The following is an 18,726-nucleotide window of genomic DNA, read 5'->3' as shown; positions in this document are numbered from 1 at the left end:
GGACCCGTTGGTGGACAGCCTGATTCACGGCTTGCTGATGGTGGCCGACCATCCCTATCGCGACGCATTGGCAGCCCCTGCTGCCCCCGACCGACCGGCAGCGGTCCGCGATGCGATGGGCATCATCGAGGCCAGGCCGCACCTGCCGCTGACCAGCTCGACACTGGCCAGGGCACCTGCCACGTCAGCGTGCGCACGCTGCAGCAGGGATTCCAGCGGCACCTGGGCATGTCACCGATGGCCTATGTCCGGGTGGTCAGACTCCGCCATGCGCATCGGGATCTGCGCTCGGCAGATCCCACCCACCACACCGTCGCCGCCATCGCGCAGCGCTGGGGATTCACCAACCTCAGCCGCTTCGCTGCCGCCCACAAAACGACGTACGGCCAAACCCCGCTCCAAGTGCTGCGCGCTGCACACTGAACATCCCACACCGAAACGGCCCGCCGAACGCGAATCGTCAACCAAATAACGTGAATTGATCAGCCGTCGGCCGAACGCCCCCCGATCATCTGCTTACCCTCGCCAGCATGACACAGAAGCCGGAAAGCACATCACTCCTCTCGACCGCTGGGCTAGATCCGTCACACATCATCGAAGTCGGCACAGGCATGACTCTCCCGGGTTCGCCTGGAAAGGGCTCAGAGCAGCAACCGCATGAGAGGCGATACGGCCAGCCGCATGACCCATACCTCGAAGTGCCCCAAGCTACTCTCCGGGTCGATCGGACAACCTCGGCACATCGCAAGCGGCACAAGCCTTCTCGCGGTGGGGCGTTATTCGCCGCAGGGCTGGCGGTCGCGGTGGTGTCGGCGGGTATCGGCGGAGCTGTCTCACGACCGGATCCGGGAGCCGATCGTCGCGAGCCGAACGGAGTTGTGCGATGAAGGACAGCCGTCTGCGCGAGCGTGTCACCAGCGATACCCGACTGCATCTCCTACACGCCCTCAGAAAGACCTCCGCACTTCCGTACTACCGAGCGATGCACACTGCCGTCGATCCCATCACGGTGGTGGAGGGAGACGAGAAGATCATGCGGCAGGAACCGGATCCGACACTGCCGCCTCCTGCACAGTAACCATGTTGCCGACGCTGGCCGGTGGAGGAATTCGTGAGCCCTCAGGGCGGATTCTAGGTGCCGGGGCATCCTATGGGTGTCAACTGTGACGACGTGGATTCCCAGGGGCGCTCAGCCTCCCGGTCCATCGGCGATTTGTAATGGGATCCCACTTCTGGCGGTAACCCAACCATCCGCCCCTGAGCTCGCGCCGGCGTGCTCGACGTCGTCGCTCAGCTCGAGGCGCTGAGGACCTTGATCGCGAAGACGAGCGTGTCGCCCGGCCGGATTCCAGCGCTGGGCTGACCGTCGGGGTAGCCATCCGCGGAGGTCATTGCGACGCCGACCGTGGAGCCGACCTTTTGTCCCGCGATGGCCTTTTGGAAGCCCGGCACGACTCCGCTAAGCGGGAAGTCCACCGCCGCGCCCCGTTCGTAGCTGCTGTCGAACACGGATCCATCACGTCCATCGACGCCCATGTAGCAGACGGAAACCTTGGCCGTGTTCGGGACCACCGGCCCATCTCCGGCATGCAGCGTTTGCACCTGGGTCTGAGTCACGCTGAACGGTGCCGTTACGTTCACGCGCGGAGCCGTCGTATCCGTGGATCCGGTGACCGCGACGCTGCCCGTGTTCCCGGCCAGCGTCCAGTCGGGCGTCCCGCCGTTCTGCGGTGCCGCGGTTGGGCACGAGCCGGCCGCGGCCGCCGAGCCCGATGCGGAGAGCGTCAGTATGGTCGCCGCGACACAGGCCGCGAGCGCGACCGAGGAATACACCCGGGAGGACTTCACGGCCGTCACGCTACAGCCACTTATTGCGCCCCTGGGCCGGGGGACAGCTGGACATCGGGCTGATTCACAAGATCCAGCTCTTACTGGTAACCCTCCATATTCAATTCGGCCGTATCGCCGCGCGAGGGACGAGCGCAGGGACAGACCGTGATCAATGCCGATCGCGGGTCTCAACGTCCTGCGGGCCACGTACGTTTGGCCGCGTGGGGCACGGGTATGCCGGGACCAGTGCCAGGCGCCCCGTCATCAATCTTGCTAATCGCCGATCCCGGTGTTCCCGCGGTAATCGCCGAACGTCTTTCTGATTCCCTCGCGAATGCGCTGACGGACTTGGCTCGCGCAGATGGCAAGTGGGACGTTTCTGTGCGATGCCACTCCTATCCGGTCGACGAGCATGCCGAGGTCCTAGAGGTGATTCGCACCATTGACCCGGCTGGCGAGACCGAGGACATCGTTATCTACCTGACCGATTTACCACGACGTCTCGGGACGACGCCGGTGATCGCTGACATCAGCTTGCGCAACCGGTTCGGACTGATTTCCATCCCTGGACTAGGCGGTCTGTTACCGCTCGTCGGGTGAGGAACTTGGCGCAAACAGTCGTGGCCGAGCTGACGTGCCAGTCGGGGGAGCAACACCGATCCATGAGGCGGCTGACGCGGACACAGGAGGACGATGTTGTCCGCTACGTCGCGCCGACAGCCCTGTCACGTCTGCAGCTTTTGATCGGCATGGTTTACGCCAACCGCCCGTGGCGATTGGCTGCTGGTTTGTCCAAGGTTCTGATGGCGACGTTCGCCGCTGGGACCGTGAGCCTTGCGTATCCGACAACTTGGCAATTGTCCGCCACAATGGGCCCCTGGCGGTTGAGCGCGGCTACTGTCTTGGCGAGCGCAGCGATGATCGCGTGGCTCATCCTTGACCACAAGTTATGGGAACGGCCGCATTCGGCCGGCGAACGTCAACGCGCGGCGTTGTACAACGCAGCGACTGTCGTCACCCTGACAATCGGCGTCGCCATTCTCCACATCGGGCTGTTCATCCTGCTGCGGCTGACCGCCTGGTGGACGCTTCCGCCCCAAATGGTCGCTCACGAGATCGGCCAACCCGTCGGCCTCTCAACCTTGTTGATGATGGCCTGGCTGGTGGCGGCGGTCGCAACATTGGGCGGGGCCCCGGGATCGGGGTTGGAGAATGACGAGGCGGTGAAGGCGGCTGCATATGGGGTTCGGCAACGCCAGCGATTCGACAAACCGAACTGACGCACGCCCCGACGATCGTCCGAGCACGCTTCGGAGATGCCAACTGCAGTGACAATTGGCGGCCAATCCGTCGAGTGCCAGATGATTGCGAAAACTGCCAGATGTATTGAGACCGAATAACCACGAAATGGGTTGCTACACTTGGCCTTCTTCGGCATGGCAGACATCGCTCAGGGATTCCTCCTCCCTTTCGAGGTAGTGCGGGAAGGCGCCCGCAACGACACGGACCTGCCTACTACCAACGCAATCTATGCGGGGATGTCGCCAATCCCGGTCGCCTACTTCACCGAAAGGCTCGAGGGTTTCGATCGTTCACCCCAGATAGTTTCGAGAATGCTGCGCGATTTGCTCGGCGATCACGCTGGCGAAGTCACGGCGCACGGCCGTCGCGGATGTGACGTTCGGCGATCCTATAAAGCGCACCTCGTCAGTGCGGCGTGCCCAGGTATGGAAACTCTTTCAGGGTGTCGGTGTGCGGGCTCAAGCCGGTCGGCGGGCATTCGCCCTTGGTCAGGAACGCAAGCCGGTAGTTGATGACGTCGTCGGTGAACACCCGGCCGTTCGGGTATTCGGCGGGTTTGGATGGGTCGAACGTCAGCATGTCGGGCAGAGTGCCTTCATTGTCTATGGCGGCGATGGCTTCCTCATGCGTGTAGTTGCCCGTATGACCCATGAGGTGAACGAACTGGTCTGTCCAACGCACGCGATCGTTCACAGGTTCGCTGGCGTTGTACTCCTCTTTGGTGTCGTCAGTGTTGAAGAAGCTGCTGACCGACGGGTGACCGGCGCGATCGACGTGAACGAGCTTTGCGTCGCGCCGCAAACTGCAACGACCCCAGATACGGATGTCGGGATTCGCGCCTAGCCCCGCCGTCGGCAGCTCCAGCACGGTCGAGAACACGTTTGCCGTACTGTTCGAATCTTGGCCCGTCCAAGGCGATTTCCCGCCCAGATGCGGCGCGGTGAAGTTCCGCCCGCCCGAGGTGTCGAACAGGCTCTTGATTCCGTCGTAGTCGAAGAAGAACGCGTCGCTTCGGGCACCGGCGAAAAAGGTGTACCCGCCGGACGTGGCGACGTTGGGCGTCTTTCCGAACGAGACGTCGACGGCGTCGAATAGTTTCGTCCCGACCGCCTCAGGCGAGCGGGCGTCCTCACCTCGTGCCATAAACACGTCGACATTCTGGCGCCCCTCGCGTGGGGTGGAAAACACATAGCTGAATGCGATGTCGTTCAGCAGGTCACCGTCGTTGTCGATGGCGAGACGGTAAATCGCGTCAGGGTGCAACGCATCGGCGTTCGGATTCGCGTTGAGGATGAGGACAGTCCGCGAGTTGTCTGCAGGCGATTGGAAGGCATACAGATCGCAGAGGTCGAATCGCTGATCACCGAGGGGCGGGCCGAGGCTGAGACCCGTGAAATGGTTCGACATGCCAGAAGTAAACACCATAAGCCGTCAGCCACGACGAGTTACTCGGCTGCCGGCCGCCTCGGTGACGATCGGCAACTGGGGAGCGCGAGCGTGCCTTTGCCGGGGCGTGCTTTCGAGCTTGGCGGCTGGACGGCGTCATTGACGCTAAACTTCTCCGCCTGGGCAGTTTGCCCTTTGCCAGTGATGGTCAACGAGTTCGACGTTGCCGGCGCCGACACGACGAGCCCGCTGAAGTTGCCTGCTCAGCACCTTTGTCATAAAGCCAACCGGGAGTGGCGTTTCCGCTGTTCGAGGAAACCAACAGGAGTGCGCCATGATGCAGCCAGCTTCGTCGTATGAAGACTCGACACGCGCCAACGATGTCGATCGCGCCGACGTGTGCGCGATTCTCGACAAGGCCTACGCAGACGGCGAACTCGATGCCGATGAACACCGACAGCGATGTTCGTCGGCAATGTCGGCCAAGAAACGCAGTCAACTTCTCGACATGATTTCCGACCTCCAGGCACGCCCGCCGGTGTTTCGCAGCAGCCGGCGATTCCGGCCAACGTCAGCCCAAATCGAAAGTGGATCGTCGGGGCTACCGTCGGCGCCGGCGTCGCTGCCCTCGCTATTCTGGGCGTCGTCCTCGCCACGTGGCACAGCGCTTCGAGCCCCTCGCCGGCCGCTCTGGTTGCGGCACCCGCCGCGCCGGTTGCGGCCCCGCCCGAGGCTCACAGTTCGGAAACCACCGGGACTTTCCTTCCCCTAGCCGACGTGGTGAGCATGGTTTCTGGGGACTTCCAAGACCAGATCGGCCACGCGCCCGAAAGGGTATCAATTGCCCTGGCGATCTAGATGGCCATGTGGGCGCGTTTGAGCGATCCTCGATTGCTGATAACGGCAAGCGCTACACCGCGGACTTGGCCGTCACCGCAGTCAACGGCGTCCAGGTCAGCACGCGCGACACGATCGCCGAAGAGGGGCCGCCGCCGAGCCGACCGTGAGACCAGGGACCGCACGACCGGCCGCCGAGTCCTCGATTCCTCACCGCATCAACAACGTTCGCGTGTTGCTGGATTAACTCGCCACCCTAAGTGGGGGAACGGGGCCGTATGCAGGATCCTCGTACAGCAGCGAACGGTGGTGCCTTCATCGATTCTGTCTCTTTCGCGGGTGGCCGTGTCGTCAGCTGGCGTGAGCGGCCTGGCGGGGTAGGAACTCGGGGGCGTGGCGCCGCGCGAATTGCGCGAAGCTAGTCGGCTCGACGCCGAATGTCTTATGGGTGCTCAGATCGACGTAGGACTTCGTGCATCGGGCACGCTCACTGAACAGCTCGTCGAGCAGGTCGAGCGCCTCGGTCGGCAACCCGGCAGCGGCGAGCTGGCGGCGTTTCTCGTCCAACGAGACGGCGCGGTAGGTGAAGGAGGTGCCGGTGGCCTGGGAAATCCGATCGACGATCTGGGACATCGTCAGCGCCTCCGGTCCGGTCATAAAGTAACGCTTGCCGTCGTGGCCCTGCGAGTGCAGAAGCGCGACGGCCACCTTCGCGATGTCGTCGATGTCGACGGGGGACAGTTCACTGTCGCCGATGGGCATTACAAGTTCACGCTGGATGGGGTCGACGCCGGTCACCGTGCTCGGCAGGTAGAACTGCATGAACTGGACCGGACGGATGTGGGTCCATGCGATCCCGGAGCCTTCGAGGTAGCGCTCGACGTGTGCGTGCCAGCGGCCCGCGCGGAAGGCGTAGGGATCGAAGCCGACGCCTGAGTCGATGCCCGCGATTTTGACAATGTGTTGCACGCCAGCTGACTTCGCCGCCTCGATAAACGTGCATTGAGTGTCGATCATCTGCACTTCGGCAGTGGAGATCATCAATGCGCGGTCCACCCCGTCGAGGGCCGCCGAGAGGGTCTTGGGTGCGAGCATGTCGCCGGTCACCACTTCGACGGTGGGTAGGGCGTCGAATTGCGCCGCCTGGGCGGACTGTCGTACGAGCGCCCGGACGGGCAAGCCTTGGCGGGCAAACTCGCGGATGACGATCGAGCCGGTCAGTCCTGCCGCTCCGGTAACGAGAATCATTTTTTCCTCCTGTGTGGGAGCGCCCAATGCACTCCACTTGCACAGTAGAACTGGATACTTCGTAAAAGCAAGTGTTAGGTTGTAATCAAGAACTGACCTGCTAAGGTGGAAACATGGCAGGCGAACCGAGCGGAGGCGGTGCGACAAGTAAGTCGGATCGGCGCAGCTACCACGACGCCTGCGCCACCGCCCGAGCACTCGACGTCGTCGGGGAACGCTGGGCCCTGCTGATTGTCCGCGAACTGCTCTTCGGTCCGAAACGCTTCGGCGACTTGCAATCCGGGCTTGCCACCGTGCGGCCGAACGTGCTGTCACAGCGGCTGCGCGAACTAGAAGGCTCCCTAGTCATCCGACGACGGCGCCTCGGTCGCCCGGCATCGGTGTGGGTCTACGAGCTCACCGAGTGGGGACGCCAACTCGAGGGAGTGCTGCTGATGCTCGGCGAATGGGGTCAGGCCGTGCCCCTCGACGCCGAGGACGCGAGGATCAGCGTCGATGCCCTCATGCTCGCACTCAAGACTCACTTCGACGCCGCCAAGGCCCCAGCGCGGGCCGCCACCATCCTCGTCGTGATCGACGACGACCACTTCACGGTCGCCATCGGCGATGGGAGACTGACCATCTCGCGGGAAGAACCCCCGAACCTCGACGCCGCGCTCTACACCGACCCAGCCACGTTCAAAGCGCTGATCATCGACGGCGAACCGCGACAACACGCCGAAGGCGAAAGCCGACTCCGCGTCAGCGGGGATTCTCAGATTGTCGACGACCTCCTGGGCGCGCTTCGCTGACTTGCAGCACCGATCACCGAGGGCGAGGCCTGCTGCCGTCGAGCTCGCGTGCTAGAAGAGAGACACGCGCGAAACCGCTGCTGGTGCGGACGGGGCGGGCGGGTTCGAGCCGGAATCCGAGCTCGCCGTTGGTCAGCGCGTCGCGCGCGCTAGCAGGTAGCGTTGCTCGGGCAGGCTGCGGGTGCGCTGGGCTGCGCGCAGGTAGTACTCGCGCGCGGCGTCTCGTTCGCCGAGCTCATCGAGCAGATGCGCCCGCACCGCATCGACGCGGTGATGTCCACTGAGGGCGGGGTCCGCCGCAGCGTCGTTGAGTTCGGCAAGTGCGGTGGCCGGGCCACGCACCATCGCGACGGCCACAGTCCGGTTCAGCGCCACCATCGGCCCAGGCGCGATGGCGGCGAGAACGTCATACAACGCGAGGATCTGCGGCCAGTCGGTCGCATCGACATCGGCGGCCTCGTCGTGCACGGCGGCGATCGCCGCCTGCAGCTGGTAGGGCCCGGGCTTCGCAATCGGTAGCGTCGCCTCGATGATCGCAACGCCCTCGGCTATGGCCGCCCGGTCCCACTGGCGGCGGTCCTGCTCGGCAAGTGGTATCAGCGCCCCATCTTGGCCGGTGCGGGCGCCGCGTCGGGCGTCGGTCAGCAGCATGAGCGCGAGCAACCCAGCGACCTCGCCCTCATCCGGCAGGCTCTCGCGCAGCTGCCGGGTCAACCTGATCGCTTCGGAAGTCAGCTCCACGCGATTCAGGACCTCGCCGGACGTTGCGGTGTAGCCCTCGTTGAAGATCAGGTACAGCACGTGCAGCACCGCGGGCAGCCGCTCGTCGCGCTCGCGCGCGGTCGGCATCATAAATCTTGCGCCCGTGTCGCGGATGCGCGCCTTCGCCCGGCTAATGCGTTGCCCGACTGTTGCCTCCGGTATGAGCAGAGCGCGCGCGATCTCGGCGGTGGTCAGGCCACCCAACGCGCGCAGCGTCAGCGCAATCTGCGACGGTACGGACAGCTCGGGGCGACAGCACAGGAACACCAGTGCCAACGCGTCGTCGACCTCTGGCACCGCGCCGGGGGGCGCCATGGGCTCGAGCGCATACGTGTCTTCGCGGCGCCGGCGCGCGGAGTCCTGCCGCCATGTCTCGACTAACCGCCGCGACGCCGTCGTGATCAGCCAGCCGGTGGGGTTGGTCGGTACGCCGTCGACCGGCCAGCTGACCGTTGCCGCTAGCAGCGCCTCTTGGACGGCGTCCTCGCAGTCGTCGAAGTTGCCGTTACGGCGCACGAGCACACCAAGGACGCGTGGAGCGAGCTCGCGCAGCAGGTCGGTAATGACAGGATGGAAGGCGCTCACATGTCCCATTCGCTCAGATCGAGCACGGGCCGGACCTCCACGAGACCCCAGATGGCGTCGGGCACGCGCGCCGCGATCGCGAGGGCGCGGTCTTCGGCCTCGCAATCAACGAGGAAGAAGCCGGCGAGGTGCTCCTTCGCCTCGGCGAACGGCCCGTCGCTGATCATCGTCTGGTCGTCCGCGACGGTGACGCGCTTCGCGAGGGCCGGGTCTGCGAGTCCTTCGGACGCCACCAGTTCGCCAGCGTCGGCGAGCTCGGCAATGAGCGCGCGGTGGTCGCGACCGAACCGTTCGCGTTGCTCCTCCGGCAGCGCCTTCCAGCGCTCGAGGAACTGCGGGTTGCTGTGAATCAAGATCATGTACTTCACGACTACCTCCGGTCTGTTGGACGAATTGTTGCGTTTCTGTGTCGAAACTGGCGAGCCGGCTTCGACACCCTGCTGAAGGCTCCGCGCCGTGGAGCCCCGGAGATGGGATAACGATGAAGATCAGCCACGCTGGAACGGAAATCCACGCTGTCCTCGACGAGCTCGCTGCCGCGCACGCGGCGCATGACGCCGACGGCCTGTTCGCGCTCTACACCGACGACGTGGTGTTGTACTCGCTCGCGCCGCCATTGCAGCAGGGGCCCGACACGCCGTACGGCACTGTCGACGGCACTCGTGCCTGGTTCGCGACATTCGACGGTCCCGTGCGGCTCACCTTTCGCGACCCGGTTGTGAGCCAAGACGGCGACCTTGCGTGGGCGCGCACCTTCACGCACATGCTGGTTACACCCGCGGGCCAGGCCGAGTCGATCTCGGTTTGGTATCGCTCGACGTTCGGTCTGCGCCGCGTCGACGGGTCGTGGCGCATCGCGCACCGACACGATTCGACGCCGTTCTATATGGACGGCTCGTTCCGGGCGGCCACCGACCTTGAGCCCTGATCATGATGTCCCAACTCGTGGTTCCCAAACTGACACGCCCAGCATCGATCCTCGCGGTGGTATGCGGAGCGGCGTTCACGATCAATCTGGCGACCACCGCGGTGAATATCGCGTTGCCAACTCTTTCGCGGGAGTTGACGGCCAGCACGCAGCAGCTGCTATCGGTGCTGGCCATGGCAGCGCCGGTGTACACCGTCATCGAAGCGCCAACCCGTAGTTGGGCCCGCATGTCCATGCTCGGCGGTTTCGCAGCTCGGGGGCTTCTGCGCCGATGATTTCTTCCGTCCGTCGGGCGCGCACTGCCCATGGCCCGGCGTACGCCATTTTCCATCACGGCATCCCCGCCGAACCGAATATTGAGGTGCCGCATCGCGTTAACCCAACTAAGTGGTCTACGCAGTAATGATTTCGTCCAGTACGGGGAGGAAGAGAATTGAATCTTCTTGACGAGGTGCTTGCCAGCTATGGCGGCGCAAATCGCTGGCAGCAGATCAACGTCATCAAGATTCACCAGATGGTCGGTGGTGCCTTGTGGCCGCTCAAGGGAGTCGACAGCGTCATCAACGACTCGACCGTGGAGATCATGCTGAAGGAACAGCGCGTCTGGCACCGCCCGTTGCCAAGGCCAGGGCTGCGTTCGTCCTACACCCCAGACCGCGTCGCGATCGAAACGGACGAGGACACGCCACAGACAGTGGAGAGCCTGACGTCGCCGCGCGAGTCGTTCTCGGGTCACAGCCTCCAAACACCGTGGTCGATGCTTCAGTTGGCTTACTTTGCCGGATACGCGATGTGGACCTATCTGTCCGAACCGTATTCGTTGACGTTTCCCGGGGTGCAGACCGAAGAACTCGGCGAATGGAACGAGGACGGTCAGACGTGGCGCCGGCTGGGCGTGCGCTATCCGGCGAGCATCGCCACCCACAGCGCTGAGCAGGTTCTGTACGTCGACTCCGATGGACTCCTGCGGCGCCGCGACTATGTCGTGGACATCGCTGCGGGATCCCCGGCCGCGCACTACACAGACGACCACCGCGAATTCGACGGCATCGTCCTGCCGGTCAAACGCGTCGTGTACGTTCGCGACGACAAGGGCAAACGCGTCGCCGATATCGTCAGCGTCACCATCGACATCGACGATGTCAGCATCGCGTAGCCCGGGCCCACCACGAGAGTTCCCGCTATCGTGAGCCGTTGCGATCCGGGGGAGTGCGTTCAGTCATCCGTGAGCCGAGCCGCTCGCGCTTAGGAATGCATATGACCGGATCTACTGGTAACCCGCCATATTCGATTCCGCCGTATTCCTGCTCATGCGGTCGCCGTGGAATCGTGAGCGGCGCTGACGCGGGAGTGCGGTCGATGTCGCGATACCGCCCGGCAGTGCCCTCGGGGTGGTGCGCGAGACCGCTTGTTTGCTGGGCTGAACGACTCCGTGCCTCCGATGAGGCGGCCCTTCTGGTCTTCCCGTCCGCAAGCTCCGTTCGGCCGGGCCGATACATGGTTCAGGGTGGATCGAGGCTAAAATTTCATGACGGTTTCAGTTGAGCAAAGGTACTGCAGCTTACCCGCGATGCGAGGGCCGATATCGCCTGTTTGGCATTAGTGTTGGCGGCTATGGCCGGACTGGACAATTACGTGAAGCGCTGGCGCACAGCGCTTCACGTAACCATGTCGGCATTGATAGTTGCCGTCCTGGGACTCGCCATCACCCCCGTAGCTCATGCGGCTGCGGCCACGGCGACGTTGTCGGTGCCATCGACGTGGCAGACCGGTTTCATCGCCCACTTCACCATCACCAACTCGAGCACGGCGCCGCTAACCGATTGGAAGCTTGAATTCGACTTGCCGATGGGAGAATCCGTCTCGCACACGTGGAATAGCACCCTTGCGCAATCTGGCACGCACTATGTTCTCACCCCCGCGAATTGGAATCGCATCATTGCACCCGGCGGTTCAGCCACAGGTGGTCTAAGAGGCGTGCTGACCGGTTCCTACTCGCCACCGTCGAATTGTCTGCTCAACGGGCAATATTTTTGCACCTAGAGGCGACTGCGCACTGAAGCTCGACCGCTCCGAGACCCACCAACCCCAAGCCGCATAAGCCACTGGACCACAAAACGGGTCCCCTCACGAATCCCCCGGCGGGGGAGCGGCGCTTGCCCAACCACTCCGAACCACCCTCTTGGGTATCGACTAGTTCGATTAACACGATGAAACATCAAACTCGGAACTGAGCAGGCTCGGCGGCATCGAAATCCGTTGATGTGAACTCTATTAGAAATCGCACTGTACACTTCGTAATAGGTGGCATCACGAAAGCTGTTCTCGCACAGACCGTTAGGGAACATGGCGTAGTTTGCTGGTAACCCGCCATATTCGTCGGTGCAACGGCGATCGGAGAGAGCGGAGCCCCTCATGGACCGCGGCTGAGACGCCGGCGAAGCCAGGTATCGAATTCGATTCGTGCATATTCTGCCTTTGAGGTGTCCAGTCGCGGAGCCGTTCGAGCGGTCACACGGGCTTGTCAATGCGCAGGAGCCGCGCAGGCCAGCGCCACCCAACGCGTGTATATACTGAATCAACATCCGGTATATATAGGTGGAGGCTTGATAGATGACAAAGCGCCTGATCGACCTCGACGACGACCTGTTGGCTGCTGCGCAGAAGGAGCTCAAGACATCCGGCGTATCGGACACCGTTCGCATCGCTTTGCAGCAAGCGGCGGCATCGTCTGCTCGCGCGCGCCAGGTCGCATGGTTGAAGGCTGGCGGTCTAGGGGAAATGGCTGATCCCGATCGACGTGGTGACGTGTGGCGATAATCGCCCGACACCTCATCGACACAAGTGCCGCGGCGCGAATGACAAACACCGAGGTCGCCGCCCGACTTGCACCACTGATCGAGGCCGGATTCGTGGCGACCACAGCTCAGCTCGACGCCGAGGCGCTCTACAGCGCACGGAACACTGCTGACTATGAACAGATCTGGTCAGATCGCCGCTTGGCGTACGAATATCTGCCAACCAACGACGAACACTGGCAGGCCGCATTGAACGCACAACGGCGGTTGGCCAGCAGTGGCCGCCACCGCGCTGTCGGCATGGCCGATCTCCTTATCGCCACCCTCGCCAATGCCCATGACGTGACGCTGATCCACTATGACGGCGATTTCGAGATTGCCGCCGAGGTACTTCCGTTCCGGCATCGGTGGGTAGTGGAACGGGGCGCCATCTGAACGCTCGCCGGCCTGCTGAAATCGCTTGGCGCGCAATCGACTATGCTCTATTGGTAACTCTCCGCATTCGTTCCCGCCGTATTGCTTGCCGATGGCGGCGGGGGAGACGCTCCCTCGCTAAACCTGGCGAGTTACCGGGCTGCCCGGGGCCGGTCGCGCCGGCCGGCTCGCAGTCGGTGCTGCCGTCGGCGCCGCTTCGAGGTGCCGCTTCGAGGTCCGGGCGGTGAGAAGGTCCGATGATGCCATGGTCTGAGTTGGCTAGCCGTGTGGAAGGGTTGTCGCCGCTGCTGAGCAGTTTGACCAGTGATGAGTTAATTCTCATGCCGTCATTGCATGCCGAATACGCGAAGAACATTTCAAGCATTAGCCCTTGGGCGACGCGCTGCACGTCGCAGCAGCCACAACCCTCCATATTCGATCCCGCCTTATTCCTCTCGAGCCGACCTAAGGGGGAGGGGCCGTCCGACGCAACCAGCTCACCACCGCGCGACTCCAAACCCGACGTAACCGAGACAGGAACCGATCACTCCCGAATCTCTCTCGAAGCCGGACGCTTGACCGGTTCCCCGACTTTGCAGCTCATCGCCGGACATTGGCGCTGACTGGCGTTTTTGGCGACAGTGGAAAGGGGTTGCCACGCCGGGACCGACTACTGGGCTGTGGACTTCGCGGCACGGTTTGCGTTCACACCGGCGAGGTCGTCGCTGACGTACCGGGTGAACAGGTCGGTGAGGTTGTGGGCGAGTTCGGCGCCGTTAGTGGCTGGTGGTGTAGTCGCTGCCTGTAGCGCACCGTCACGGGCAAGTACCACCAGACCGTGGACGAGCGCCCAGCTGATCAGCGCCAGGTTCGGGGGGCCTGAGGGTGTCGCGTCGATTCCGGCCAGCCGGCTCACCGCGGTGGTTAACGCACCGATTGCCTGCTGTTGTGCCGCAATGAGTTCCGGGTCGGTGGCGCGCAATTCGCTGGGTGTAAACATCAGTTCAAAAAGGGCCGGATGAGACAGGCCGAAGTCGATGTAGGCGCGCCCTAGGCTCGCAAGTTGGCGCTGAGCGTCTGATTGGTGCACTTGGGACAGGTGACGCGCGAGCGCATGAAACCCTTCTGTGGCGATCGCGGTGAGCAACCCGGACCGGTCCCCGAAATGATATTTGGGCGAGGCGTGCGACAGGCCGGCGCGTCGGGCGACGGCACGCAGGCTGATCGCGGCGCGACCGTGCTCGACGAGTTCTGCGCGCGCGGCGGCCAGCAGGGCCTCGCGTACTTGAGGGCGGGCGGCGGGTGCCATAGAGATATTCTCGCCCATTTTGCTTGACAGTGTCAAACAGCTCTGCCACTCTGGTCAGAGATGTTTGACAGTGTCAAACCAAAAACGGGAAGGAACACCAACGATGTACCACACGATCGTCAAGCGGGTCGCGACCAAAAACTTCGAGCGCGTCAACGCGCATGATTACGGCGCCATTCTCAAGGACTGCGCCGCCGACATCCATCACCGCTTCGGCGGACATCACGCGCTCGGCGGTGAGCGTCACGACCGCGACGCACTGGGCCGCTGGTTTGAGCGTCTGGGCCGTCTGGGCCCCACGTTGAAGCTGACCGTGCGGGATGTCTGGGTCAAGGGCTGGCCACACAACACGACGGTCATCATTCGCTGGGTTGGCACGCAGACCCTGCCCGACGGCGCACCGTATGAGAACCACGGCGTGCACGTCGTGCGGATGCGCTGGGGAAAGGTCGTTGACATCGATGCCAACGAAGACTCCCAGCTCGTCGCCGAATCGCTGAAAACCGCTGCGGCCCACGGTACCCAGGAAGCACTCGCGGAGCCGATCGTCAGTTAATCGACCGCAGCAGCAATCCATCATCGCTCGGGACCCTGCGGTGGAAGGGCCATCACGACGTTGCGGGACTCATTCAGCACCAGGTGACGGTGAGCTGCCAGCTCGGCAACTTGCCTCGTTGACCTGTGCGTCGTCGACCGCAGCCAGCTCACGACGGCGAAGTGCCAGATATTGGCTAGGTTGACTCGAAAAGTACTGCGAGCGTTCCTAGTGCTGATACGCAGCAGTTATCGGTATGCCGCTAGGCGCTGAAATATGTTGCAGCACAACGTAGTAGTGAAGACGGAGGAGTTTACTGGTAACCCTGCATATTCGATCCCGTCGTATTGGTCGTCCCTCCGGGGAGGGGAGTGGTAGAAGCGCGGGGGCCAACGCACGCCAGCCGCACCGTACCCCTGGGCCTCATCCGAGCCGGTACGAATAGAGCCGGCTGGAAAACGACGCCGTGCTGCTCGAGCAGCTTTCTCGCGCGCTCCAACTCGATGTCGTAGGTCCCGAGTGGCGACCCCTGGTCGCCGGGGGTGAAGATGCCGGTATTGCGCCCATTACGTTCGTCTCGGCGACGTCGTTCGAGTGGCAGCCGCACGAGGGCTTGGATCCCGGTCATGAAGCTCTGCCCGTGGCACAGCAGGTACTTGCCGTCGAGCGAGGGCTGTGTGGTGGGAGCGCCACAGCAACCTAAATAGCGGTTCGTTTGGTGCTTCTGGCCGTACTATCTCGGCTTCGTCACGGCCGGCCCGCCATCACCGCGGGCATCAGCGCCTACATCCTCTACCGCGCCGAATCTGCCGACGTCATTCGACAATTCGCCGACGAAGTCGTCCCAGCCGTACGCGATGCTGTAACCGCCGAAAGAGCACGCCACATCTGACCGACCCGGCGCCGTCAGATTTCCTGCCGGCGCCAACCGACCGCACCCAATCGGTCAGTCCGCGGCCGACCAGAAGCGGTACAGCGCCGAATACTGGATGGCCTGCTGCGTCCCGTCGGTGCACGATCCGGACGGCGCCAGGCCGCCCTTGGTCTGGAGCCGCTGCACGTAGGTCACCTTGCTGAACATGCCCTGCCCCTGGTTCTGGTTGGCCTTCAGCAACAGTTCCGGTACGGCGCCGTCTTGGTTGACGGTTGCCACAGGGGCAGGGGCCGCGCCCACCTCGCTGCCGTCTACCGTCGACACCCAAATCGGTCCCTTGAAGTGCAGGCCAACCGGCTTGCCGTGCTCGCTTAGGGTGGCCGCGGGCTGTAGCAGCGCCCACGCGCCCTTCGCACACTGGTACGTCTGCACACCGGAACCATCCAGCGACGAGGTCAGCTTGTTGCCCGCAGGCACCTTAAGCGCCGCCGGCACCGCGCCTTCCTCGACCTGCTGCGGGGTGACGGGCGTGGCGGGCACGTCGGGCCGTGCACCAGACGAGCATGAAGACACCCCGATCCCCACCGATCCGATAGCGAGTACCAGCGTCCTCCGATTCATCTTGTAATTTCCCCATCTCGACATGCCGGCGACCAAGACGACAATGCGGAGCGGGGGCATCGCTCCCGAACGTGACAAACCACAAGTGCCACTGTACTGGCCATGATCGTCGGGCTTGTTTCAAATCCTTGTCACCGATGACATCGCGGTGGCATCGATCTGAGACGGTAACACGGAATTTGAGATCCTACGTGCGCCACAGACGTGGAAGGGAGTTCTGTTCGTAGATAGAGCTTTTGGACACGATGCTGTGCAGGAGATGAAGGTTTGGCCCTTCACAGCCACGCTTCCCTGACAGGTCTGTCACTTGTTCGGACACCAGGGTGAAACCAATCACCGTGGTCAACGGCGTCAATACCGGGCCGCGTGGGTCGATCGGGGTGGGACTTTCCAGCATCGGTGACGGCCGCGATACCGCTGCGATAGCGGTTGCGCGCGATCAGGTTGGCATGCAGATCGTCGATCAGCGGATCGACGACTATCGAGCGGTATTCGCTGTCGCTGAGCGCGCGGGCGCTGCGTTGCTGTCGGCCCCGGGTGGGCCCAGCAGCAAGTGGACACCGCGCGCTGCTACCGATCCCAACATCTTGCGGTTCAACCTGACCCACCCGTCGGTGAGCGCACCGGGTACGACCCCGAGGTGTTCATGCCCGACCTGGCATCCCGCCTGACCAGCAGTGTCCAACTGACAACGGACGGCCTCAGCACGTACGTGAACGCCGTGGACACTGCGTATGTCGATGCCGTGTTGCCGGAAGTTCACCGCGTGTGCACTTTCATGTTCGGCAATGCGGACGACACTGTGATCCAAACTCCGCCAACCGATTAGAGAGAGGCGCTATGGCCGGTCCGATCGAGAACGTGGTGATCATCGTCAAGGAAAACCACACAATGGACAACTACTTCGGCACCTTCCCCGGCGCCAATGGAGTGACAATGGATCGGGCGCAAAACCCGCCGCCCGCCGACCCCGACCACCGCCACCAGGCCTGGATGAACCGCGCCAACGACACCGCCCACCGGGTCCAATACACGGAAGCCGACATACCAGGCTATTTCGACCTCGCCCGCCGATTCACCCTGTGCGACAACTACTTCTCCGAAGTCGCCGGCCCCTCCACACCCAACCACCTGATGCTGATCAGCGCCGACGCCCCGGTCATCAACAACCCCCACCACCATTACCGCCCCACCCCCGCCGACCGATACCAGCTGCCATCGCTACCGGCAGCACTGGAGATGGCCGGTATGTCGTGGGGCAACTACGGTGGCTACGCCTTCACCTATATCGACGGCCTACACACCCACAACAACAACCACACCCGCGACCAGTTCGCCGCCCACGCCCGCGCCGGCACCCTGCCCACCGTGTCGTGGGTATACGGCGACGGCAAACCCGACCTGTCCGAACACCCCACCCAAAACGTCACCGACGGCATGACCTGGACCGTGCAACAAATCCAGGCAGTTGCCGACGGCGGACTGTGGGACCGCGTCGCCATCTTCGTCACATGGGACGACTGGGGCGGCTGGTATGACCACGTCGACCCACCCGTGGTCGAAACCTGGGATCACACCCACGCACAACGGCTCGCCGACCAATTCCAAGAGTTCGACGGCCAGCCCTTCCGCTACGGCTCACGGGTGCCGTGCCTGGTGGTCGGGCCGTACGCCAAACCCGGCCATCTCAGCAGCCAACTCAACTCCCACGTCAGCCTGCTCAAGTTCTGCCAAACCACCTTCGGGCTTGACTCGCTAACCGACCGCGACGCCTCCTCCAACGGCATGACCGACTGCATCGACCTCACCCAACCACCCAACCAACCCCCACACCCGACCACCTAGGCGCGCTCTGCCACTCCGAGACCGGGCCCAGTGCCAGTGGTCTGCGTCAGTACGGCGCAGGACAAGGCAGCGCTTCCTGAGACAAACAGAACGCAAAGCCGTTGTGAGAGTACGTACACGGCCAGGTCAGCGTCACGCGCAGGTGCAGTCGAACTTGAATCGGACGGAGCTTGTGCGAGCCGTCGAACACCTCTCCGACACTCAAGCCCGCGAGAAACTGGTTCCCTCGCTGACCACGCCCATCTCACTCATCAAGCACTGCGCTGCGGCCGAACGCATCTGGTTCCAATGAATACTGGCACCTATGAGCATCGACGGATGCGACGGCCACCAAACAGGCGGCGACGGCAGCTTCCGCCTCGGCGACGACCAAACCCTCGTCGACGTGATCACCGAATACATTGCGGCATCTCGACGGTCTAACGAAATAGCCGCTGATTTCAGACTCGACGACCCCGACGAACATCACCTCGTCGGCACGTCGCTACTACACGGTCCATTGGCGACACCGCGCCGATGCATCTGAATCAACGGTGGGGCTGTCCGATTAACGGTGGATCCGACCTTGGCATTTGTTAGTTGCCGGTCGGGGTGATCCGGCCGTTGAAGGTGATTGCGAACGCGTTTAGTGCGGGCTTCCACCTCATTGCCCATCGTGCCC

At 63.2% G+C, this 18,726-nt stretch carries 24 protein-coding genes and 1 pseudogene; 17 read left to right on the top strand and 8 right to left on the bottom strand.

What is annotated here, in order from left to right; translation table 11 throughout:
• Positions 1-189: 189 nt before the first annotated feature.
• Together JWP83_RS30990 and JWP83_RS30985 are read left to right on the top strand one after the other, a co-directional pair.
• Complete coding sequence (locus JWP83_RS30990) at positions 190-423, top strand: helix-turn-helix transcriptional regulator (RefSeq protein WP_297739406.1); 234 nt, start codon at positions 190-192, stop codon at positions 421-423.
• A gap of 460 nt (positions 424-883) precedes the next feature.
• A complete protein-coding gene (locus JWP83_RS30985; protein ID WP_297739402.1) occupies positions 884-1,078 on the top strand; it encodes a hypothetical protein in 195 nt (64 codons plus the stop codon).
• 212 nt (positions 1,079-1,290) lie between these two features.
• On the opposite strand, the gene JWP83_RS30980 is transcribed toward JWP83_RS30985, so the two are convergent.
• Positions 1,291-1,848 carry an FKBP-type peptidyl-prolyl cis-trans isomerase gene (locus JWP83_RS30980; RefSeq protein WP_297739399.1) on the bottom strand — a complete coding sequence of 186 codons (558 nt, stop codon included), beginning with the start codon at positions 1,846-1,848 and terminating at the stop codon, positions 1,291-1,293.
• A gap of 252 nt (positions 1,849-2,100) precedes the next feature.
• Between JWP83_RS30980 and JWP83_RS31415 the strand changes: the two genes are divergently transcribed.
• Positions 2,101-2,430: a hypothetical protein gene (locus tag JWP83_RS31415; RefSeq protein ID WP_367185715.1), complete on the top strand. Its 330-nt coding sequence runs from the start codon at positions 2,101-2,103 to the stop codon at positions 2,428-2,430.
• Positions 2,431-2,747: 317 nt separating this feature from the next.
• The gene (locus JWP83_RS31410; protein ID WP_367185714.1) at positions 2,748-3,110 is read left to right on the top strand and encodes a hypothetical protein; all 363 of its coding nucleotides are present in this window, start codon (positions 2,748-2,750) and stop codon (positions 3,108-3,110) included.
• Positions 3,111-3,537: 427 nt separating this feature from the next.
• Here JWP83_RS31410 and JWP83_RS30970 read toward each other — a convergent pair whose 3' ends face one another.
• The gene (locus JWP83_RS30970; protein WP_297739396.1) at positions 3,538-4,539 is read right to left on the bottom strand and encodes a DUF4331 family protein; all 1,002 of its coding nucleotides are present in this window, start codon (positions 4,537-4,539) and stop codon (positions 3,538-3,540) included.
• 313 nt (positions 4,540-4,852) lie between these two features.
• Between JWP83_RS30970 and JWP83_RS30965 the strand changes: the two genes are divergently transcribed.
• Together JWP83_RS30965 and JWP83_RS30960 are read left to right on the top strand one after the other, a co-directional pair.
• Positions 4,853-5,290, top strand: coding sequence for a DUF1707 domain-containing protein (locus tag JWP83_RS30965; RefSeq protein ID WP_367185713.1), 438 nt, complete (start codon positions 4,853-4,855; stop codon positions 5,288-5,290).
• Positions 5,291-5,384: 94 nt separating this feature from the next.
• Entirely contained in the window at positions 5,385-5,525 is a 141-nt protein-coding gene (locus JWP83_RS30960; protein ID WP_297739391.1) for a hypothetical protein, read from the top strand.
• Positions 5,526-5,706: 181 nt separating this feature from the next.
• On the opposite strand, the gene JWP83_RS30955 is transcribed toward JWP83_RS30960, so the two are convergent.
• On the bottom strand, positions 5,707-6,603 hold the full coding sequence (locus JWP83_RS30955; protein ID WP_297739388.1) for an SDR family oxidoreductase: 897 nt from the start codon (positions 6,601-6,603) through the stop codon (positions 5,707-5,709).
• A 113-nt stretch (positions 6,604-6,716) separates the two neighbouring features.
• On the opposite strand from JWP83_RS30955, the gene JWP83_RS30950 reads away from it, so the two are divergent.
• Positions 6,717-7,394, top strand: coding sequence for a helix-turn-helix domain-containing protein (locus JWP83_RS30950; protein ID WP_297739386.1), 678 nt, complete (start codon positions 6,717-6,719; stop codon positions 7,392-7,394).
• A gap of 132 nt (positions 7,395-7,526) precedes the next feature.
• Here JWP83_RS30950 and JWP83_RS30945 read toward each other — a convergent pair whose 3' ends face one another.
• Both JWP83_RS30945 and JWP83_RS30940 read right to left on the bottom strand, forming a co-directional pair.
• Positions 7,527-8,750, bottom strand: coding sequence for a DUF6596 domain-containing protein (locus JWP83_RS30945; protein WP_297739384.1), 1,224 nt, complete (start codon positions 8,748-8,750; stop codon positions 7,527-7,529).
• Entirely contained in the window at positions 8,738-9,100 is a 363-nt protein-coding gene (locus JWP83_RS30940; RefSeq protein WP_297739409.1) for a YciI family protein, read from the bottom strand. The genes JWP83_RS30945 and JWP83_RS30940 overlap by 13 nt, the downstream gene beginning before the upstream one ends.
• A gap of 122 nt (positions 9,101-9,222) precedes the next feature.
• Between JWP83_RS30940 and JWP83_RS30935 the strand changes: the two genes are divergently transcribed.
• The 6 genes from JWP83_RS30935 (at position 9,223) to JWP83_RS30910 (ending at position 12,902) form a co-directional block, all read left to right on the top strand.
• Positions 9,223-9,669: a nuclear transport factor 2 family protein gene (locus JWP83_RS30935; protein WP_297739381.1), complete on the top strand. Its 447-nt coding sequence runs from the start codon at positions 9,223-9,225 to the stop codon at positions 9,667-9,669.
• Positions 9,670-9,674: 5 nt separating this feature from the next.
• Entirely contained in the window at positions 9,675-9,944 is a 270-nt protein-coding gene (locus JWP83_RS30930) for a hypothetical protein (protein ID WP_297739378.1), read from the top strand.
• Positions 9,945-10,102: 158 nt separating this feature from the next.
• A complete protein-coding gene (locus JWP83_RS30925) occupies positions 10,103-10,825 on the top strand; it encodes a hypothetical protein (RefSeq protein ID WP_297739375.1) in 723 nt (240 codons plus the stop codon).
• Between the two features lie 458 nt (positions 10,826-11,283).
• Positions 11,284-11,712, top strand: a complete 429-nt coding sequence (locus JWP83_RS30920; protein ID WP_297739372.1) for a cellulose-binding domain-containing protein — start codon at positions 11,284-11,286, stop codon at positions 11,710-11,712.
• Positions 11,713-12,282: 570 nt separating this feature from the next.
• Positions 12,283-12,489, top strand: coding sequence for a DUF2191 domain-containing protein (locus tag JWP83_RS30915; RefSeq protein ID WP_297739369.1), 207 nt, complete (start codon positions 12,283-12,285; stop codon positions 12,487-12,489).
• Positions 12,480-12,902 (top strand): PIN domain-containing protein, encoded by a 423-nt coding sequence (locus JWP83_RS30910; protein ID WP_297739366.1) that lies wholly within the window; start codon positions 12,480-12,482, stop codon positions 12,900-12,902. The genes JWP83_RS30915 and JWP83_RS30910 overlap by 10 nt, the downstream gene beginning before the upstream one ends.
• A 649-nt stretch (positions 12,903-13,551) precedes the next feature.
• On the opposite strand, the gene JWP83_RS30905 is transcribed toward JWP83_RS30910, so the two are convergent.
• Positions 13,552-14,190: a TetR-like C-terminal domain-containing protein gene (locus JWP83_RS30905; RefSeq protein WP_297739364.1), complete on the bottom strand. Its 639-nt coding sequence runs from the start codon at positions 14,188-14,190 to the stop codon at positions 13,552-13,554.
• 103 nt (positions 14,191-14,293) lie between these two features.
• On the opposite strand from JWP83_RS30905, the gene JWP83_RS30900 reads away from it, so the two are divergent.
• Positions 14,294-14,746, top strand: coding sequence for a nuclear transport factor 2 family protein (locus JWP83_RS30900; protein ID WP_297739362.1), 453 nt, complete (start codon positions 14,294-14,296; stop codon positions 14,744-14,746).
• Between the two features lie 925 nt (positions 14,747-15,671).
• Here JWP83_RS30900 and JWP83_RS30895 read toward each other — a convergent pair.
• Both JWP83_RS30895 and JWP83_RS30890 read right to left on the bottom strand, forming a co-directional pair.
• Positions 15,672-16,220: a DUF3455 domain-containing protein gene (locus tag JWP83_RS30895; protein ID WP_297739358.1), complete on the bottom strand. Its 549-nt coding sequence runs from the start codon at positions 16,218-16,220 to the stop codon at positions 15,672-15,674.
• Between the two features lie 410 nt (positions 16,221-16,630).
• A pseudogene (locus JWP83_RS30890) lies at positions 16,631-16,738 on the bottom strand (hypothetical protein); the annotation flags it as partial.
• Between the two features lie 322 nt (positions 16,739-17,060).
• Here JWP83_RS30890 and JWP83_RS30885 point away from each other — a divergent pair.
• The 3 genes from JWP83_RS30885 (at position 17,061) to JWP83_RS30880 (ending at position 18,591) form a co-directional block, all read left to right on the top strand.
• The gene (locus tag JWP83_RS30885) at positions 17,061-18,065 is read left to right on the top strand and encodes an alkaline phosphatase family protein (protein WP_297739355.1); all 1,005 of its coding nucleotides are present in this window, start codon (positions 17,061-17,063) and stop codon (positions 18,063-18,065) included.
• Between the two features lie 103 nt (positions 18,066-18,168).
• On the top strand, positions 18,169-18,357 hold the full coding sequence (locus tag JWP83_RS31405; protein ID WP_367185712.1) for a DUF664 domain-containing protein: 189 nt from the start codon (positions 18,169-18,171) through the stop codon (positions 18,355-18,357).
• 12 nt (positions 18,358-18,369) lie between these two features.
• Complete coding sequence (locus JWP83_RS30880) at positions 18,370-18,591, top strand: hypothetical protein (protein ID WP_297739351.1); 222 nt, start codon at positions 18,370-18,372, stop codon at positions 18,589-18,591.
• Positions 18,592-18,726 lie beyond the last annotated feature (135 nt).

The sequence above is a fragment of the Mycobacterium sp. genome, assembly GCF_025965855.1.
Taxonomy (GTDB): Bacteria; Actinomycetota; Actinomycetes; order Mycobacteriales; family Mycobacteriaceae; genus Mycobacterium.
This window is presented reverse-complemented; position numbering and strand designations above follow the sequence as displayed.

Excerpts from the sequence above, each read along its gene's own strand:
- JWP83_RS31410 (WP_367185714.1), top strand. The coding sequence starts at position 2,748 with ATGATCGCGTGGCTCATCCTTGACCACAAGTTATGGGAACGGCCGCAT.
- JWP83_RS30880 (WP_297739351.1), top strand. The coding sequence starts at position 18,370 with ATGAGCATCGACGGATGCGACGGCCACCAAACAGGCGGCGACGGCAGC.
- JWP83_RS30905 (WP_297739364.1), bottom strand. The coding sequence starts at position 14,190 with ATGGCACCCGCCGCCCGCCCTCAAGTACGCGAGGCCCTGCTGGCCGCC.
- JWP83_RS30955 (WP_297739388.1), bottom strand. The coding sequence starts at position 6,603 with ATGATTCTCGTTACCGGAGCGGCAGGACTGACCGGCTCGATCGTCATC.
- JWP83_RS30920 (WP_297739372.1), top strand. The coding sequence starts at position 11,284 with ATGGCCGGACTGGACAATTACGTGAAGCGCTGGCGCACAGCGCTTCAC.
- JWP83_RS30945 (WP_297739384.1), bottom strand. The coding sequence starts at position 8,750 with ATGGGACATGTGAGCGCCTTCCATCCTGTCATTACCGACCTGCTGCGC.
- JWP83_RS30965 (WP_367185713.1), top strand. The coding sequence starts at position 4,853 with ATGATGCAGCCAGCTTCGTCGTATGAAGACTCGACACGCGCCAACGAT.
- JWP83_RS30950 (WP_297739386.1), top strand. The coding sequence starts at position 6,717 with ATGGCAGGCGAACCGAGCGGAGGCGGTGCGACAAGTAAGTCGGATCGG.
- JWP83_RS30935 (WP_297739381.1), top strand. The coding sequence starts at position 9,223 with ATGAAGATCAGCCACGCTGGAACGGAAATCCACGCTGTCCTCGACGAG.
- JWP83_RS30970 (WP_297739396.1), bottom strand. The coding sequence starts at position 4,539 with ATGTCGAACCATTTCACGGGTCTCAGCCTCGGCCCGCCCCTCGGTGAT.
- JWP83_RS30985 (WP_297739402.1), top strand. The coding sequence starts at position 884 with ATGAAGGACAGCCGTCTGCGCGAGCGTGTCACCAGCGATACCCGACTG.
- JWP83_RS30895 (WP_297739358.1), bottom strand. The coding sequence starts at position 16,220 with ATGAATCGGAGGACGCTGGTACTCGCTATCGGATCGGTGGGGATCGGG.
- JWP83_RS30940 (WP_297739409.1), bottom strand. The coding sequence starts at position 9,100 with ATGATCTTGATTCACAGCAACCCGCAGTTCCTCGAGCGCTGGAAGGCG.
- JWP83_RS30900 (WP_297739362.1), top strand. The coding sequence starts at position 14,294 with ATGTACCACACGATCGTCAAGCGGGTCGCGACCAAAAACTTCGAGCGC.
- JWP83_RS30885 (WP_297739355.1), top strand. The coding sequence starts at position 17,061 with ATGGCCGGTCCGATCGAGAACGTGGTGATCATCGTCAAGGAAAACCAC.
- JWP83_RS30930 (WP_297739378.1), top strand. The coding sequence starts at position 9,675 with ATGTCCCAACTCGTGGTTCCCAAACTGACACGCCCAGCATCGATCCTC.
- JWP83_RS30915 (WP_297739369.1), top strand. The coding sequence starts at position 12,283 with ATGACAAAGCGCCTGATCGACCTCGACGACGACCTGTTGGCTGCTGCG.